The sequence below is a fragment of the Prauserella alba genome (genome assembly GCF_024171735.1).
GTDB lineage: Bacteria > Actinomycetota > Actinomycetes > Mycobacteriales > Pseudonocardiaceae > Prauserella > Prauserella alba.
In genome coordinates this window covers 187,293-203,582 of sequence record NZ_JAMTCH010000007.1, presented here as the reverse complement: position 1 = coordinate 203,582, position 16,290 = coordinate 187,293, and the positions used below count along the sequence as shown (strand labels likewise).

At 70.6% G+C, this 16,290-nt stretch carries 14 protein-coding genes and 1 pseudogene; 7 read left to right on the top strand and 8 right to left on the bottom strand.

The annotated features are described in order from the left end of the window. Positions 1-61 precede the first annotated feature (61 nt). Complete coding sequence (locus tag LY12_RS22940; RefSeq protein ID WP_253859531.1) at positions 62-514, top strand: hypothetical protein; 453 nt, start codon at positions 62-64, stop codon at positions 512-514. A 45-nt stretch (positions 515-559) separates the two neighbouring features. Here LY12_RS22940 and LY12_RS22935 read toward each other — a convergent pair whose 3' ends face one another. Then, positions 560-1,963 carry an FAD-binding oxidoreductase gene (locus LY12_RS22935; protein ID WP_253859530.1) on the bottom strand — a complete coding sequence of 468 codons (1,404 nt, stop codon included), beginning with the start codon at positions 1,961-1,963 and terminating at the stop codon, positions 560-562. A 220-nt stretch (positions 1,964-2,183) separates the two neighbouring features. Between LY12_RS22935 and LY12_RS22930 the strand changes: the two are divergent. The 3 genes and pseudogenes from LY12_RS22930 to LY12_RS22920 all read left to right on the top strand — a co-directional run. After that, a pseudogene (locus tag LY12_RS22930) lies at positions 2,184-2,654 on the top strand (MarR family winged helix-turn-helix transcriptional regulator); the annotation flags it as partial. Positions 2,655-3,158: 504 nt separating this feature from the next. Further along, positions 3,159-3,980: a YceI family protein gene (locus tag LY12_RS22925; RefSeq protein ID WP_253859529.1), complete on the top strand. Its 822-nt coding sequence runs from the start codon at positions 3,159-3,161 to the stop codon at positions 3,978-3,980. An 87-nt stretch (positions 3,981-4,067) separates the two neighbouring features. Beyond that, positions 4,068-4,736 (top strand): DedA family protein, encoded by a 669-nt coding sequence (locus tag LY12_RS22920; RefSeq protein ID WP_372493607.1) that lies wholly within the window; start codon positions 4,068-4,070, stop codon positions 4,734-4,736. 93 nt (positions 4,737-4,829) lie between these two features. On the opposite strand, the gene LY12_RS22915 is transcribed toward LY12_RS22920, so the two are convergent. Both LY12_RS22915 and LY12_RS22910 read right to left on the bottom strand, forming a co-directional pair. Continuing rightward, positions 4,830-6,587, bottom strand: coding sequence for an ABC-F family ATP-binding cassette domain-containing protein (locus tag LY12_RS22915; protein ID WP_372493606.1), 1,758 nt, complete (start codon positions 6,585-6,587; stop codon positions 4,830-4,832). Positions 6,588-6,949: 362 nt separating this feature from the next. After that, on the bottom strand, positions 6,950-7,585 hold the full coding sequence (locus LY12_RS22910; RefSeq protein ID WP_253859528.1) for a nucleoside/nucleotide kinase family protein: 636 nt from the start codon (positions 7,583-7,585) through the stop codon (positions 6,950-6,952). Between the two features lie 180 nt (positions 7,586-7,765). Here LY12_RS22910 and LY12_RS22905 point away from each other — a divergent pair, with 180 nt between their 5' ends. Both LY12_RS22905 and LY12_RS22900 read left to right on the top strand, forming a co-directional pair. After that, the gene (locus LY12_RS22905) at positions 7,766-8,800 is read left to right on the top strand and encodes a LacI family DNA-binding transcriptional regulator (RefSeq protein WP_253859527.1); all 1,035 of its coding nucleotides are present in this window, start codon (positions 7,766-7,768) and stop codon (positions 8,798-8,800) included. 163 nt (positions 8,801-8,963) lie between these two features. Next, on the top strand, positions 8,964-11,171 hold the full coding sequence (locus tag LY12_RS22900; protein WP_253859526.1) for a molybdopterin-dependent oxidoreductase: 2,208 nt from the start codon (positions 8,964-8,966) through the stop codon (positions 11,169-11,171). A 113-nt stretch (positions 11,172-11,284) separates the two neighbouring features. Here the strand turns inward: LY12_RS22900 and LY12_RS22895 are convergent, their stop codons facing one another. Then, on the bottom strand, positions 11,285-11,968 hold the full coding sequence (locus tag LY12_RS22895; protein WP_253859525.1) for an ArsR/SmtB family transcription factor: 684 nt from the start codon (positions 11,966-11,968) through the stop codon (positions 11,285-11,287). 65 nt (positions 11,969-12,033) lie between these two features. On the opposite strand from LY12_RS22895, the gene LY12_RS22890 reads away from it, so the two are divergent. Further along, a complete protein-coding gene (locus LY12_RS22890) occupies positions 12,034-12,486 on the top strand; it encodes an OsmC family protein (RefSeq protein WP_253859524.1) in 453 nt (150 codons plus the stop codon). A 4-nt stretch (positions 12,487-12,490) separates the two neighbouring features. Here the strand turns inward: LY12_RS22890 and LY12_RS22885 are convergent, their stop codons facing one another. The 4 genes from LY12_RS22885 to pyrE form a co-directional block, all read right to left on the bottom strand. Then, entirely contained in the window at positions 12,491-13,162 is a 672-nt protein-coding gene (locus LY12_RS22885; protein ID WP_253859523.1) for a TrmH family RNA methyltransferase, read from the bottom strand. 112 nt (positions 13,163-13,274) lie between these two features. Next, positions 13,275-13,670, bottom strand: coding sequence for a DUF2784 domain-containing protein (locus tag LY12_RS22880; protein WP_253859522.1), 396 nt, complete (start codon positions 13,668-13,670; stop codon positions 13,275-13,277). Positions 13,671-13,879: 209 nt separating this feature from the next. Then, positions 13,880-15,490 carry a flavin monoamine oxidase family protein gene (locus tag LY12_RS22875; protein WP_253859521.1) on the bottom strand — a complete coding sequence of 537 codons (1,611 nt, stop codon included), beginning with the start codon at positions 15,488-15,490 and terminating at the stop codon, positions 13,880-13,882. Positions 15,491-15,683: 193 nt separating this feature from the next. Beyond that, positions 15,684-16,253: an orotate phosphoribosyltransferase gene (pyrE, locus tag LY12_RS22870; RefSeq protein ID WP_253859520.1), complete on the bottom strand. Its 570-nt coding sequence runs from the start codon at positions 16,251-16,253 to the stop codon at positions 15,684-15,686. Between the last annotated feature and the right edge of the window lie 37 nt (positions 16,254-16,290).

Below are 16,290 nucleotides of genomic sequence, written 5' to 3'. Positions count from 1 at the left end.
CTCGCAACCCGTCCGAGCACCGGCTGACCCGCCGCGGCCGACAGCATTACGCTGGGCAGCGATGAGCGACGACCCCGAGCGCCTGCTGGCCGAGGCGTTGCGGGCACAGGCTCGCAACGCGCCTCCCGCTGGGCACCCGGCGCCGCAGCACGCCGACCACCAGCCGGAATCCGCCGGGCAGGCACCCGTCGTCGAGACCCCCGGCGGCTACGGGCTGTTGTCCGGCGCGGGCGAAGGTTCCCTCGAACGCGAACGTGCCGCACTCGACGCCCAGACCGCACCCCCGGCGCAAGCCGTCGAGCCCGCAGCCACCCCGGAATCCACGTCAGCCGCGTCCACGTCCATGTCGGCCGCATCCGCGTCGGCTGCGCAGCCCGCCGTCACGCGCACCGGTGGCCGCCACCACCGCGCCGACAACAGCGGCCTGCAGGTCACGCTGCCCTGGATCATGCTGCTCGCCGCGGTCCTCGGCCTGGCCTGCGGCTGCGTCATCGGCCTGCTCACCATCGCCTGACGCCGGGCTGCCCACCCGCACCGCGACGCAGATCGCCGCAATTCATCACTCGAACATCGAGCCGGGGTTGAAGACGCCGTGCGGGTCGAGCGCTCGGCGGATGTCGCGGTGCACGCGCAGCCCCACGGGGCCGAGTTCGCGGGCCAGCAGGTCCTGCTTGAACTTGCCGATGCCGTGCTCGCCGCTGACCGTGCCACCGAGCGACAGACCGAGTTCGCAGATCGCGTCGAACGCCTGCCGCGCACGGGCGAACTCGTCGTCGCCGTCGTAGATCACGGTGGGGTGCATGTTGCCGTCGCCCGCATGTCCGTTGACGACGATGCGCAGGCCGACGTCCTCGGAGATCCGAGCGCAGCCGTCGATCAGTTCGGCGATGCGGGTCCGCGGGACACACACGTCGTCGATCATGTGCTGGGCGCCCATGCTCTCGATCGCCGGATGCACCGAGCGCCTCGCCTGCATCAGCAGGCCCCCTTCGGCGACGTCGGTCGTGGCGTGCACCAGCGCGGCGCCCGATTCGGAGCACACGCGTTCCAGTGCGGCCAGCTCACGGGACGCCGCCTCGCCGCCCGCGTCCGACTGACACAGCAGCAAGGTGCCGCCGCCGTCACCGCTGCCGAGATCCGTGCCGAGGTGCTGTTCGACGGCGCGCACGGTCGTGGCGTCCATGATCTCCATCAGCGACGGCACGAGACCCTCGCCCACGATCCTGGTGACCGCGGTGCCCGCGTCGGCGGTGTCGGCGAACGAGGCGACGAGCGTGCCGGGTGCCTGCGGCAACGGCCGCAGCGCCAGCGTCGCCCGGGTGATCACGCCGAGCGTGCCCTCACTGCCGACGAACAGCTTCGTCAGGTCGTAGCCGGCGACGCCTTTGACGGTGCGCCTGCCGGTCCGCAGCAGCGATCCGTCGGCGAGCACCACGTCGAGCCCCAGCACCGAATCGCTCGTCACGCCGTACTTCACACAGCACAGGCCGCCCGCGTTGGTGGCGAGATTGCCGCCGAGGGTGCAGAAGTCGTAGCTTGCGGGATCCGGCGGATAGAACAGGTCGTGGGCGGCGACGGCCTCGCGCAGGTCGGCGTTGACGACACCGGGTTCGACGACGGCGACCCGGTTGGCCGCATCGACCTCGACGATCCGGTTCATCCGGGTCAGCGCCAGGACGACACAGCCGTCGAGCGCGTTGGCGCCGCCGCACAACCCGCTGCCCGCTCCGCGTGGCACGACCGGCACCCCCGCGTCGGCGCACGCACGGACAACGGCCTGCACCTCCTCGGTGGACGACGGCAGCGCGACGGCGAGCGGGGTGCCGGAGGGCGCGAGCGGCAGACGGTCACGCGAGTAGGCCGCCATGACGTCGGGGTCGGTGAGCACGCCGGAGGTACCGAGGCGAGCGGTGAGCAGGTCCACGAGACCGGCTACGGTGCCGGCCGGGGAGGTACTGGCCATGATCTGCACCGTAATCCGGCCTCACCCGAACCGGTAAGTACGTGCCGTCCTTCACAACAGCCGGTGTCGATCGGACCTGCCCGAACGTCACCGGCTGCGGTAAGATAGTTGTACACGTCAAATAAAAGGGGGCCGTGCCCCGGATTCCCGTTCCCGGCCGGTCCGAGGTGACGGCCGGCCCCGACGAGGAGCCACCGACCCCGCGGCGAAAGACCACCCCATGACAGTTCCCTCCCAGGACGACCTCGACGTCGCGGACGCGCTCGGCGGCCAGCTCGTGCGGTTCTACCGAGCGATGGCGAAGACGAAATCCTACCTGTCCAAGATCGGCCCGGACGGCATCGAACGAGCCGCTTACGCGATTCTGTTCTACCTGGTCAACAACGGTCCGCAACGCACGTCCGCACTCGCCGACGCCCTGCACTCGGACATCTCCACCGTCAGCAGGCAGAGCAGCACACTCGTGCAGCACGGGCTGGTGGAACGCACCGCCGACCCCGAGGACGGGCGGGCCACCCTGCTCGCACCGACAGGCGAAGGGCTGCGCGTGTTCGAGGAGAACCGCAAGCTGCGCGCGCAGTGGATCGCCTCGATGCTGCAGGACTGGCCGCGGGAGGACCGCGTCGCCGTCGCCTCCCTGCTCGACCGGCTCAACGCCGAGATCGAACAGTTCCAGCAGGGCCTGAGCGAAACCACCGAGAACAACGACGGTGAGGAGAACGACACCCCCGAGAGCAGCGCCCCCGAGAGCAGTGGTGGCGGCCCGGGCGACCGCACGCCCGGCGGAGACGACCCGGAACGTGGCGACGCCGCGCCCGGGAACCGGGCTTGACCGGGGCATCCGCCGCACGCGGACCGACCTCGCCGAGGGGCGGGAACGCGGGTCCGGCGGCGACACCGGCCGATTCCGGTGCCGTCATGATCAGCGCTAGCATCACACGAACGGATGGCAGCCCTTCACTCACCGCAGTCGGCGCGGACCGCTACGTCCTCGCCGTCCGCGGGGGACGGCTCCGCCCGCCGGCAGCGACGACGCCGACACCCACGACGCCGCCGACGCCGACCGTGCCGGCGGTACCGCGCCGCGTGACGTCGAGTTCACCGACGACGTCCGCAGGGCGAAGGCATAGCCACCCCACGACGACCGGCCGGGGTACGAACACGTGCTCACGCGAGTGAAGGGAAACGACCTCTGATGCCCGGACTGTCCGCCACCGTCCGCACGACCGACGGCTGGGGAATCGAGCACGCCGTCCTCACCATCACCGACCTCAGCGGACGGCAGGCCGCACACGCCACCGCCGACGCCCAGGGCGCGCTGGGCACCGGCCTGCTCGACCCCGGCGTCTACACGGCGGTCGTCACCGCGGCCGGCTACCTGCCCGTCGCCCGCACGGCCCAGGTCGGCAGCACGGGCGGGGCCGAACTCGGCGAGATCGTCCTCGAACCGGAGGAGGGCGCCATCGAACTGCCGCCCACCGGACCGTGGGTGATCGACCCGATGCACTCGTCCGTGCAGTTCGCTGCGCGCCACCTCGGCATCTCCAGCATCAGGGGCCGGTTCGGTGAGGTGCAGGGACGGGTGGACATCGCCAGGCCGGTCGAGCAGTCGGTCGTGCACGCCCGGATCAGCGCCGACACCATCGACACCGGCATCAAGATGCGCGACGACCACCTGCGCTCGGCCGAGTTCCTCGACGTGGCGGGCTTCCCGACGATCGACTTCGTCAGCACCGGTCTCGTCCAGCGGGGTTCGGCCGAGTGGACCATGGAGGGCGAGCTCACCCTGCACGGGGAACGCAAGCCGGTCACGCTCGAGATGACCTACGGCGGCTACGGGCCGGACCCGTGGGGTGGCACCCGCGCCGCGTTCCACGCCGAGACTCAGCTGCGCCGTGACGACTTCGCGATCAACTACAACGCGATGGTTCGCGCCGGTGTCGCCGCGGTCGGCACCACCGTCAAAGTGGAGATCGACTTGCAGCTCGTCCAGGGCGAACAGCTCCCCGAGATGTGACATTTCGCGTCGGTGATCCGGCCCGCGAGACACTGATTTCGGTACTTGCGGGTGATACGCCGACGCGGCCACGTACGCTGGGTCGCTGTGAGTGGTGCGTACGCGATGGGCGCCGGCTTCGGCTTGGACTGGCTCGCGACGGTCGGGCCGGTGCTGCTGTGGATCGTCGTGCTCGGCTTCGTGTTCATCGAGTGCGCGTTGATCCTGGGCTTGTTCCTGCCGGGCGACTCGCTGCTGTTCATCGCAGGCCTCATCCTGGCGCAGGACGGCGCCAGCGACGTCGAGGTGTGGGCGATGGCACTGGCGGGACTCCTGGCGGCGATCGTGGGCAACCGGGTCGGCTACTTCGTCGGCGACCGCACCGGAACCCGGTTCGTCGCGGGCCGGGACGGCAAGGTCCTCAACCAGCGCAACCTCGACCGGGCGCACGCGTTCCTCCAACGCTGGGGTTTCCTCGCGATCGTCGCGGCACGATGGATCCCGTACGTGCGGACGGTCGCGCCCATGCTGGCCGGCGCCGCGCAGATGGAGATGCGGCGATTCATGGCGTCGACCACGGTGGGCGCCATCATCTGGGTGCCGACGCTCGTCCTCATCGGTTTCTACGGCGCGGGCCTGATCTCCCACATGCCGTGGCTCACCGAGGGCCTGATCTGGGTCAGCGTCGTGTTCTGCATCGTCAGCACCGTCTACGGCGTGATCCGCTACCGCAAGGAGACCCGCAAGCCCACGGCGGACGCCGAGAACCCCGCCTGACCGGGCGACACCCGACCAGACCAGCGTTGCTTGCCCCCAAGGGCACCTTGGTGGCGTTGAGTGCGCCAAAGGTGCCCTTGGGGGCGTCACGGCCTACTCCTCGCGCAACGTTCCGTGACGCAGGTCGAGGCGGCGCGTCGGCCGGACGGCTGACAGGAAGCGTTCGTCGTGACTGACGACCACGAGCGCACCCTCGTACGACCGCAGCGCGCTCTCCAGCTGACCGACGCTGACGAGGTCCAGGTTGTTCGTCGGCTCGTCGAGCAGCAGCAACTGCGGCGCGGGTTCGGCGAACAACGTGCACACCAGCGTGGCCCGCAACAGCTCGCCACCCGAAAGGGACCGCACCGGACGCCGGGCGCCGTCACCCCTGAACAGGAACCGCGCGAGCAGATTCATCCTGTCGACGGGCGGCATCGACGGCGCGAACACCTCGAGGTTCTCGGCCACCGAGCGGTCGGCATCCAGCACGTCGAGTCGCTGCGTCAGCTGCGCCACCCGCCCGTCGAGCCGCCGAACCCGGCCGCCGTCAGGGGCGAGGTCTCCGCTGATCACCCGTAGCAACGTCGACTTTCCGGACCCGTTCGGCCCGGTCAGCACGATTCGCTCGGGCCCACGGATCGACAGGTCCAGCCCGGGCTCGACGACGACACCGGCCGCCTCGGCTGCTCCACCGCCGGGCTCGGCCTCGACCGCCGGCTCGGCCTCGACCACCCGGTCGGGGCCGGCCACCGGGTCGGGGTCGAACAGCTCACGCACGCGGATGCCTTCGCCGTCGAACACGGTTCGCCCCGCGGGCAGGCTGGTCTGCGGCAGGTCGACGACGATCGTGTCGTCGTCGCGCAGCGAGCGCTGAGCATCGTCGAGGCGTGCGCGCGCCTGCGTGAGGCGGGCGCCGTGCACGTCGTCGGTCTTGGCCGCCGAAACCTGCGCCTTACGTTTCAGCTCCCCGGCGACGATCTTCGGCAGGCCCGCCTCGGCGGCTTTCCTCGAACCGGTGCTCGCCCGCCGATCGGCACGCTCGCGAGCCTGCTGCATCTCCCGCTTCTCACGCTTGACCTGCTGTTTCGCGGTGCGGATCCGTTGCTGAGCCGTCTGCTGTTCCGCGTCGACCGCCTCCTCGTACGCCGTGTAACCGCCGCCGAAGAAGCGAACCTCGCCGCCGTCGAGCTCGGCGATACGGTCCATCCGGTCGAGCAGTGCGCGGTCGTGACTGACCACGAGCAGGCAGCCCGACCAGCCGTCCAACACGTCGTAGAGCCGGTGCCGCACGTCGGCGTCGAGGTTGTTGGTCGGCTCGTCGAGCAGCAGGACATCCGGCTCGGCGAGCAGTTCCGCGGCGAGCCCGAGCGCCGTGATCTGCCCGCCCGACAACGTGTGCAGCGGCCGCGTCAGCTCGACGCCCGTGAGACCGAGCCGGTCGAGCTGCGCCGTGGACCGCTGTTCGACGTCCCAGTCGTTGCCGATCACGGTGAAGTGGCGTTCGTCGACGTCACCGGCCTCGACCGCGGCCAGCGCAGCCAGCACGGGCGCGACACCCAGCACGTCGGCCACCGTCAGGTCACCGCGGTACGGCAGCGTCTGCGGCAGGTGGCCGAGCACCCCGTCGACGGTGACCGTGCCCGAACTCGGCCTTCGCAGCCCCGCGATGAGGGCGAGGAGTGTGCTCTTGCCCGACCCGTTCGGCGCGACGAGGCCGGTGCGACCCGGGCCGACGGCCAGCGAGAGATCGTCGAACAACGGAGTGTCGTCGGGCCACGAGAACGACAGGTGCGAGCAGACGATCGACGGCGACGAACTCGTCGCGGCCGATCCGGGGACGGACGGCGAGCCGGAAGAAGCATGGGACACGGCTGATACCTCGGGAGTCGAGTGACGCGGACGCGGACTGGCGGCCACCAGCGGTGGCTACTCCGCGGATCGGCGCACGCCGTGACATCGACGCAAGCTGGATATCGACGCAAGCTGTTCGACGACGCAAGTGCGACATCGACGCAAGCTGATCAACGCGGAGCGGTCAGGCGTCACCCAGCATGTCGTGGACTCCCAAGAACGGCAGCAGGCCGCCGCCCAGGCTACTCCACGCCCTCCCGCCCCGCGAAGCGTTTCTCGCCCGGCGGCGCAGCACCTGCAAACTGCAATCCACGTGTGGACAGGCCTGTGGATAACTCACACTTGTCCCCAGGCCTGTGGACAACCGGCTTCGGCCGGGGTCACACCGCGAAGGTAGGCAGCTCCATGTCCTTGACGACGAGGTCGGCACGGGCGGCACTCGGCGCGACGAGGTCGGCGTTGCGCTGGTCCGAACCCCACGCGCGCTGCTGCGCCTCGACGAGCGATCGGCCGTACTTGCGGTGCCGCGACACGAGCCGTTCGAGGCGCACCTGCTCGTCCGGCTCCAGGAACCACGCCTCGTTCAGCAGCGGCCGGAGTTGCGCCCACGGTTCGGTGTCGAGCAGCAGATAGTTGCCCTCGGTGATCACGAGCGGCACGTCCTCGGGCACGGCGACGGCACCCGCGATGGGCTCCTCGATCTCCCTGCGGAACTCCGGCGCGTAGACGCGCTCGTCACCCGCGGCCAGCCTGCGCACCAGGTGGACGTACCCGGGGCCGTCGAACGTATCCGGTGCGCCCTTGCGGTCGGCGTTGCCCAGCCTGGCGAGCTCCACCTGCGCGAGGTGGAAGCCGTCCATGCCGACCACCTTCGCGCGGTTGCCGAGCGCGCCCGCCAGTCGCCACGCCAAGGTCGTCTTGCCGGAAGCCGGGCATCCCGCGATGCCCAGCACACGCCTGCCGCCGGATGCGGCGAGCGCCTCGGCGCGCGCCAGCAGATCATCAAACGTCGTCATCTCGCTCCCATCATGACCCCTGCATCGCAACGCCGGCTCGCCGACCCCCTGCACCGGCCGGGTCGCGTGCCCCACCGCCGCACCGGGTGTCGATCAGGATCGACGGTAGGCAGCGGTATGGTGCCGCGCAATCGAGTGCGCAAACGCTTGCCGCCGATCGGGAAGGAGTCCGTCGTCCCCGTGCCGAAGAGACCGAGCCGGCCGACCCAACGCGACATCGCCGAACTGGCCGGAGTGTCGATCACCACCGTGTCACACGTCGTGAACGACACCAGAGCCGTGGCGCCCGCGACCCGCGAAGCGGTGCTCGCCGCGGTCGAGCGCACCGGCTACACGGGAGACGTCATCGCCCGGTCGCTGGTCACAGGCGGGACGCAGACGATAGGACTGGCCGTGTCGCTCAGCGGCAGTCCCCACATCGCCACGCTCGTACAGGCCGTCGAGCGCGAAGCCGCGGCAGCCGGCTACACCGTGCTGCTCTCCGACACCCACGACGACACCGACACCGAACGTTCCGTCGTCCGCGCCCTGCGGGCTCACCGCATCGAGGGCGTGGTGCTCGTGTCGGCACCCGACGACCGCGACGTCGTCGACGAGCTGCTCGCCGCGGACGTGCCGACCGTGCTACTCGACCGGCTGACCACGCGCAGCGACATCGATCAGGTCGGCCCCGAGAACATTCAGGCGATGTCGGCGCTCACCGAACACGTGGCCGCACGGGCCCACCGGCGGATCGGGCTGGTCAGCGGCCCGGAAGGCCAGGTCACCAGCGACGAACGCGTGCTGGGATACCGGCTCGGCCTCGGCCGAGCACGCGTGCCGTGGAGCCCTGAACTGGTCGCGACCGGTGACCGCAGCCGCGACGGCGGCGCCGCGGCACTGGCGTCGTTGCTGGAACTGCCCGAACCACCGACGGCCGTGCTCGCCGCCGACGACGCGATGGCCGCGGGAGTGGTCGTCGAGGCACGGCGGCGCGGGCTGCGGATCGGCACCGATCTCGCGCTCGCGTGCTTCGACGAACCGGAATGGGCCGATCTCGTCGACCCGCCGCTGACGACGATCGCCCAGTCCGTCGCCGACATGGGCAGCGAGGCGATGCGCCTGCTGCTCGCCAGGCTGAAGGACCCGGATCGCGAACCGGAGACGGTGCGCCTGCCCCCGTCGTGGCGCCACCGGACCTCGTGCGGCTGCCCGCCGGAGAACCGGACTCCCTGACCGACACGCTGACGTGACCGGGCCCGCGTGTCCTGCACTCAGCACCGCGTGTCCTGCATTCGGGCGCGCGTGTTCTGCACCCGGCACGACCACCTGACGCACGCCGATACGGCTGCGCTCGTGAACATCGACAGTCGGCTGTGTCCGGTGTCACCATCGGGCCATGACAACGGCATATGTCACTTGTCCGCTGTGTGAGGCGACCTGCGGACTCGAGGTCACGCTGGACGACGCGACGGTCACCCGCGTCCGCGGCGACCGCGACGACGTGCTCTCCCACGGTTACGTGTGCCCGAAGGGCGCGTCGCTCGGCGCACTGCACCACGACCCGGACCGCCTGCGCACACCGTTGGTCCGCCGCGGCGGCGAACTCGTCGAGGCGTCGTGGGACGAGGCGTTCGCCGAGATCGACGCCCGCCTGCCCGGAATCATCGACACCCACGGCCGGGACGCAGTCGCCGTCTACGTCGGCAACCCCGTTTCGCACAACGTGTCCGCCTCGGCGTACCTGCGCGCACTCGTCAAGGCGCTGCGCACCACGAACGTCTACACGGCCGGCACCGTCGACCAGATCCCGAAGCACTACTCGTCGGGGTACCTGTTCGGCGGCGGCATGACGATCCCCGTGCCCGACCTGGACCGCACCGAGTACCTTCTCGTGCTCGGTGCGAACCCGCTCGTGTCCAACGGCAGCCTGATGACGGCCGGTGACGTGCGGGCGCGGCTGCGCGGGATCCGGGACCGCGGCGGGCGGATCGTCGTGGTCGACCCGCGGCGCACGCGCACGGCCGAGTTCGCCGACGAGCACCACGCCGTCCGCCCGGGCGCCGACGCGCTGCTGTTGCTGGCGATGGTGCACACGCTGTTCGCCGAGAACCTCGTGCGGCTGGGCACGCTCGCCGGCCACGTCACCGGGGTGGACGAGGTGCGCGAGCTGGCGGCGGATTTCTCCCCGGAGACGGTCGCCGACGCGACGGGCCTGGCCTCGGCCGACATCCGGCGGCTCGCCCGCGACCTCGCCACCGCCGACCGCGCCGCGGTCTACGGCCGGATCGGCACCACGACGCAGGAATTCGGCACGCTGACCAGCTGGCTCGTGGACGTGCTGAACGTGCTCACGGGTCACCTCGACCGCGAGGGCTGCGCGATGTTCCCCCTCGCGGCCGCGGGCCAGGCGAACACCGCGCCCGGCAAGCCGTTCCGCGCCGGACGCCGTCACACCCGCGTCCGCGGCCTTCCCGAGGTCCTCGGTGAGGTGCCCGTCGCGACGCTCGCCGACGAGATCGAAACCCCCGGCGACGGCCGGGTGCGCGCGCTGATCACGATCGCGGGGAACCCGTCCCTGAGCGCGCCCAACGCGGCCCGCCTCGATGCCGCGATGGCCGACCTCGACTTCATGGTGTCGATCGACATCTACCGCAACGAGACCACCCGCCACGCCGACGTCGTGCTGCCCGCGCCGAGCCCGCTCGAACGGCCGCACTACGACGTGACGTTGTATCAACTCGCGGTGCGCAGCGTCGCGAACTGGACCCCGGCCACGCTTACCTCCGACGTCCCGCAGGAATGGCGAACGCTGCTGCGGCTCAGTGGTGTCATCGCCGGTCAGGGTCCGGATGCCGACGTCGAGGCGCTCGACGACCTGCTGGCCGCCGACCTGGCGGACCGCTACGGCGTCGCGGCGGACGACACCCGGCGCGGGCCTGAGCGGATCGTCGACCTGATGTTGCGCGCGGGACCGTTCGAGCTGACGCTCGCCGACCTCGAGGCCGCCCCGCACGGTGTCGACCTCGGCCCGATGCGGCCACGCATCCCAGGCGTGCTGGCCACCGAGAGCGGCAAGGTCGAACTGGCACCCGAGGAGATCGTGTCGGACGTCCCCCGGTTGGCGGCCTCGCTGTCGCGCACCGCGCGATCGACGCCCGAGTCCGCGGGCTCCGGCAGGCGGGGCCCCGGCGGGAGCGCGACCAGCAGGCCGACGGACCTGATCCTGATCGGCAGGCGGCAACTGGGGTCGAACAACTCGTGGATGCACAACCTCGAACCGCTCGTGCGCGGCAGCAACCGGTGCACGGCGCAACTGCATCCCGAGGACGCAGGCAGACTGGGGCTCGTCGACGGCGACCCGGTGACCGTCACCGCCCGCACCGGATCGATCGACGTGCCGGTGGAGATCACCGACACGATGCGGCCGGGCGTGGTGAGCATTCCGCACGGCTGGGGACACGACGTCGCGGGCGTGCGGACCGCCGTGGCGACCCGGCACAGCGGGGCGAACGCCAACGTGCTCACCGACGACCGGGCCCTCGACGTTCCCACGGGAACCGCCGCACTGGGCGGAATCCCGGTCACCCTCACCCCGACCAACTGACGCCGTGTTGCGGACTCCGGGGCCCGTGTTGCGTGTTCCGGGGCTCGTGTTGCCGACTCCGGGGCCCGTGTTGCGGATTCACGTGTTGGCGTAGGAACCTCCGGCCCGGCGGCTCAAACGAGGATTCCCCACTTCCGTCGGAGAAGGTCGCGGCCCGCCGGGGTGACGTCCACGCCGCGTCCGGACGGATGCCGTACCACCCAGCCCGTTTCGACGAAGCGGAGCGCGACCGCAACTCCCAGTGCACCACCGAGATGCGGCCGACGCTCCGTCCAATCCAGACACGCTCGAACCGTGGGCCGCCGCGCCCGCACGGCATTCTCGACGTCCACGCCGAGGTCGCACAGTCCGTCGACGCCCGCGTCGGTGGGCGCCAGCACATCGCGCTCGTGCAGCCAGCCGTGGTGCGTCCAGGCGTCGGCCAACGCGACGGCCAGCCTTCCCGCGAGGTGGTCGTAGCAGAACCGTGCAGCGGCCAATCGCCGCGCCTGCCGACTGCGGCGCAGGCTCGTCACGGGAACGCCGTCCGCCAGTGGCCCGAGCGACTCCAGCGCCAACGCGACCTCCGGCCCCGCGAGCGAATAGTAGTGGTACCGGCCGTGCTTCTCACGCGTTACGAGGCCCGCCTCCATGAGCACTCCGAGGTGCTCCGATGCCGTCGAGGCACGTACCCCTGCGGCCCGGCCGAGCTCGCCCGCGGGCCGCGCGGTCCCGTCCAGCAGCAGGTTGACGAAGACCGAGCGTGCGGGCGCCGCCAACGCGGCACCGACCCGCGTGAGGTCGCGCTCACTGCTCATGGTGCAACCGTACGTCGCGGACGTTTCGGCGAGTGCCGAAGGATTCCGCGCCTACGGTCCGGCTCATGACCGACTACGAGACACACCTGCACTGGTCCGGCTCCACCGCCGGCGGCATCCGCTCCTACTCCCGCTCCCACACGGCAACCGCCCCTCCCGCCGCGACGTCGGTCGACCTGAGCGCGGACCCGGCCTTCCGTGGCGAGGCCGACCGGCTCAATCCGGAGCAGCTCGTCGTCATGGCCGCGTCGTCGTGCCAGATGCTGTCGTTCCTGGGTGCCGCCGCACGAGCGGGTGTCACCGTCCTCGCCTACTCCGACGACGCCACCAGCAGGCTCGACACCACCGCGAGGCCGCCGCGTCTCGACCCCGTTCAGCTGGACGTCACCGTTCGGGTCGCGGCGGGCACCGACGAGGCGACGGTGCACGACCTCGCCGAGCAGGCACACCGCGGGTGTTTCGTCGCGAACAGCCTGGCCACGCCCGTCCGAGTGCAGACGACCGTCGTGACCGCGTGACCGCTCAGCCCCACGCGTCGGCGACGTCGGCGTGCTGGCGCACCCAGGTGTGCATGACGACGCCTGCGGCCACCCCCGCGTTGATCGACCGTGTCGTGCCGAACTGCGCGATCGAGACGACGAGTGCCGCCGCGTCCTGCGCCGCCTTCGACAGGCCCGGCCCCTCCTGGCCGAACAACAGCACGCACTCGCGGGGCATGGCCGCCGTCTCGAGCGCCACTGCGCCGGGCGTGTTGTCCACCGCCACGATCGGCAGCGCCCGCGCGGCCGCGAACTCGACCAGCCCGTCGACCGTCGGGTGATGGTGCAGGTGCTGGTAGCGGTCGGTGACCATCGCACCGCGGCGGTTCCAACGGCGTTTGCCGACGATGTGCACGGCCGCGGCGGCGAACGCGTTGGCCGTCCGCACCACCGTGCCGATGTTGTGGTCGTGCTGCCAGTTCTCGATCGCCACGTGGAACGGGTGCCGCCGGGTGTCCATGTCCGCGACGATCGCCTCGCGCCGCCAGTACCGGTAGGCGTCGACGACGTTGCGGCGGTCGCCCTCGGCGAGCAGTTCCGGGTCGTAACGCTCGTCGTTCGGCCACGGGCCGTCCCAGGGGCCCACGCCCACCTCGGGGTTCGCGCTCCACTCGGTCGGCCCCGGCTCGCCGGAGCCGGTCGGATCAGACGTCACGCCGCCATTCTCCCGCGGGGCGGCATCGGAGCGGCCACTGCCCGGACCGACCGGGTGCCCGGTCCGGCGGGTGCGCGGACGCCGCCGGTCCAGCGGTGGGCGCGCCGGTTCGTCAGCCCAGTCGCACGGAGTGGCCGTGACCGGCGTGCGATTCGTGCACGCGGTGCCGCCACAGCACGTACACGCCCACGTAGGACACCGCGACCAGCAACAACGCGGCGACAGCGACGAACGGCAGCATCGAATGCGGAATCAGCGTGCCGTAGATGTAGTACTCGTTGAAACCGCCGGGCAGCGGGCCGAGCCCGCGCTGCTCGCGCAGAAAGTCCTCGACCACGGTCAGTGGACAGGCGAGCGGGAACACATTCACCGCGACACCCCACGCCGCGAACAGCGCGTGGACGAAGAACGTCCTCGGCCACATCCACGCCAAAAAACCGCCGAGACCGATGTAGGCCAGCGCAAGGAAATGCACGACGGTGACCATGACGGTCAACAGCCCCAACATCAGACCCCACCTGCCCCGGTGACCGGCGACAACCCCCTGCGATTCAACCCCTGTCACGCTCAACATAGCCCGCCGCGAGGACATTCCGCGTCCGGGAAAACACCTAAGGGGAGGTTTTCGCCCCGGCCGTTATGGTTCCGATATGCAGTTCAGGTGCCGATGCGTTGTCCCGGCGCTTTCGGTGTTCCCCGTAACCGGGCAGCTCAACGCTACGAATTGCGCACCCGATCGTGCAGCGCGGTGACGACGTATCGCGCCGAATCCATCGCCCCGGCCTGCCATGCGATGAAGTGGCTGAGCCAGTCACCCGCGAAGTAGACGTTGCCCGCGGGCTTGTTCAGCAGGTCGTACTCACCGGAATCGCGGGACGGCCAGTGCACCCACCCGCCCTGGATGTGCGGCGTGCGCTCCCACGACACGGAGAACGACGCGCGCATGTCCCGGCGGTACTTCTCACCGTGGATCTTCGCGCCCTGCATCAGCGCGCGGCGTTCACGTTCTGCGGGGGTCAGCCGGCTGTAGGCCTCGGAGTACGGCCCCTCGGTGTAGTAGCCGACGATGACGCCGCGACCGCTGTGGAAACCGTGAGACGGGTACCAGATGTTGAGCACATCCAGCTCGGTCATGGTGATGCCGCCGTAGATCCGCTCGTCCAGCTCCCACCACCGGCGGTCGTATTCGAGACCGAGCTTCCCCGCGGAGAACGTCTCGGGGAACCGCAGGGCGGACGTCACCCTGGAGTCGAGGTTCGTCGGGATCTCCGCCATCAGGTTCGGCGGCAACGTCGCCACGCAGAAGTCCGCGCTGATCCGGGTGTCCTTGCCGCCGGGGCCACGGTGGACGACGTCGACGCCCGCGTCGGTGTTGCGGACCTCGGACACCGGGGCGCCCGTGATCACCTCGGCACCGGTGCGTTTCGCGGCTGTGTGCAGGGCGTCGGTGATCGCGTCCATCCCGCCGACGGGCTGCAGCAACGTCATCGCGTGGGTGTACCGGGATTCGAACGACAGGTACCGGCCGAGCCGGCTCGACAACACCTCCGACAGCGACGGCGGCGGCCCCAGCGGCACCCCAGCCTGGTCGGCGGCGCCGGGTTCGACCTCGTACCCGCGCCTGCTGCTCCCCGTGTACGCGAATCCGGAGTTCTTGTCGCCGATGTCGCCGTAGTACGACAGGAACGTCAGCAGCGCCTCCTTGTCGTCGGCGGTCAGCTCGGCGTCGAGCGCACCCTGGTCGACGGCCTTCGACAGCAGCTCGGAGACGTAACCCTGGTAATCGGCCTTCACCGTGCGGTACTGCTGCGCGCCGGAGCCCTCGCCGTGGATGAGGTTGTTCGCGTTGTGAGCCAGCAGCGGCTCCAGCGGCACGCCCAGCTCACGGCAGTAGTCGAGGGTGATGTGCGACTGCGGAATGCGCGCGGCCCCGGCGTTGAGATAACTGCCGGGGTCCTTGCTGAACCGGGCGGTCTGGGTGTGGCCGTCGAGGTCGGTCTCGGTGGTCCCCGAGCGAACCGTCCAGACGCGACCGCCGACCCGGTCCTTCGCCTCCAGCACGATGCACCGATAGCCGGCCTTGCCGAGCTCGTACGCAGCCGTCAGCCCCGCGACGCCCGCACCGAGGATGACGACCGTCTTGCCACGGTTCGCCGCGGCGAGGTCGCCCGCGTGTGGTGCACGGAAGTCCGGAACGGCCAGCGCCTGTGGCGAGGCGACCAGGCCGAGTGCGCGCATCGATTCGAACATCGCGCCCGCACCACCGGCCACGCCGATCGAGCGCAGCAGACCACGACGGGTCACCCCAGCGCGTTCGGTAGGCAACATCGACTCCCTTCATCGCGAGGACGGCGGAAGTCTGCCCGTTATGCCCACCCTTGTGGGTGAGACCGACATATTCGTTGCGTTAGGGAACGCGGAGCGAAAACGCCCCCAAGGGCACCTTGGTTGCATTGAGTGCCACCAAGGTGCCCTTGGGGGCACTAGCGCGCTGGGCTGTTCGGGGGTCGCCCGGTGGTGGTCAGGTGGCGGACAGGCCGAGGTCGTCGAGGTCGAGGAGGTACCGGTATTCGAGGCCCGCCTCTTCGATGGCCTCGCGCGCGCCGGTGCCACGGTCGACGACCGTCGCCACGCCGACCACGGTCGCGCCAGCCTCGTTCAGCGCCTCCACAGCCGTGAGCACACTGCCGCCGGTCGTGGACGTGTCCTCGACGGCCAGCACCCGCTGCCCCGCGACCTCCATGCCCTCGATCCGGCGCTGCATGCCGTGTTCCTTGAGGTTCTTCCGCACGACGAACGCATCGAGCACCATGCCGTCGGCCGCGGCCGAGTGCAGCATCGACGTCGCCACCGGGTCGGCACCGAGGGTGAGCCCGCCGACCGCGACGTAGTTCCAGTCGGCCGTCAACTGCCGCAGCAACGTGCCCATGAGCGGCGCCGCCGCGTGATGGAGAGTGGCCCGGCGCAGGTCGACGTAGTAGTCGGCCTCCTTACCGGACGCGAGCGTCACCTTGCCGTGCACCACGCACAACTCGGTGACGAGCCTGGCCAGTTCGCTCTTCGCCGCTTGATCCAACGAGGGTGTCGCCACGGGCCGCAGTCTGGCACGCGCGCCTGCCGGCTCCGGC

Bases quoted from the DNA above. Each gene is read 5' to 3' on its own strand.
- LY12_RS22940 (WP_253859531.1), top strand. From the start codon at position 62: ATGAGCGACGACCCCGAGCGCCTGCTGGCCGAGGCGTTGCGGGCACAG.
- LY12_RS22935 (WP_253859530.1), bottom strand. From the start codon at position 1,963: ATGGCCAGTACCTCCCCGGCCGGCACCGTAGCCGGTCTCGTGGACCTG.
- LY12_RS22925 (WP_253859529.1), top strand. From the start codon at position 3,159: ATGCCCGGACTGTCCGCCACCGTCCGCACGACCGACGGCTGGGGAATC.
- LY12_RS22910 (WP_253859528.1), bottom strand. From the start codon at position 7,585: ATGACGACGTTTGATGATCTGCTGGCGCGCGCCGAGGCGCTCGCCGCA.
- LY12_RS22900 (WP_253859526.1), top strand. From the start codon at position 8,964: ATGACAACGGCATATGTCACTTGTCCGCTGTGTGAGGCGACCTGCGGA.
- LY12_RS22895 (WP_253859525.1), bottom strand. From the start codon at position 11,968: ATGAGCAGTGAGCGCGACCTCACGCGGGTCGGTGCCGCGTTGGCGGCG.
- LY12_RS22890 (WP_253859524.1), top strand. From the start codon at position 12,034: ATGACCGACTACGAGACACACCTGCACTGGTCCGGCTCCACCGCCGGC.
- LY12_RS22880 (WP_253859522.1), bottom strand. From the start codon at position 13,670: ATGTTGGGGCTGTTGACCGTCATGGTCACCGTCGTGCATTTCCTTGCG.
- LY12_RS22875 (WP_253859521.1), bottom strand. From the start codon at position 15,490: ATGTTGCCTACCGAACGCGCTGGGGTGACCCGTCGTGGTCTGCTGCGC.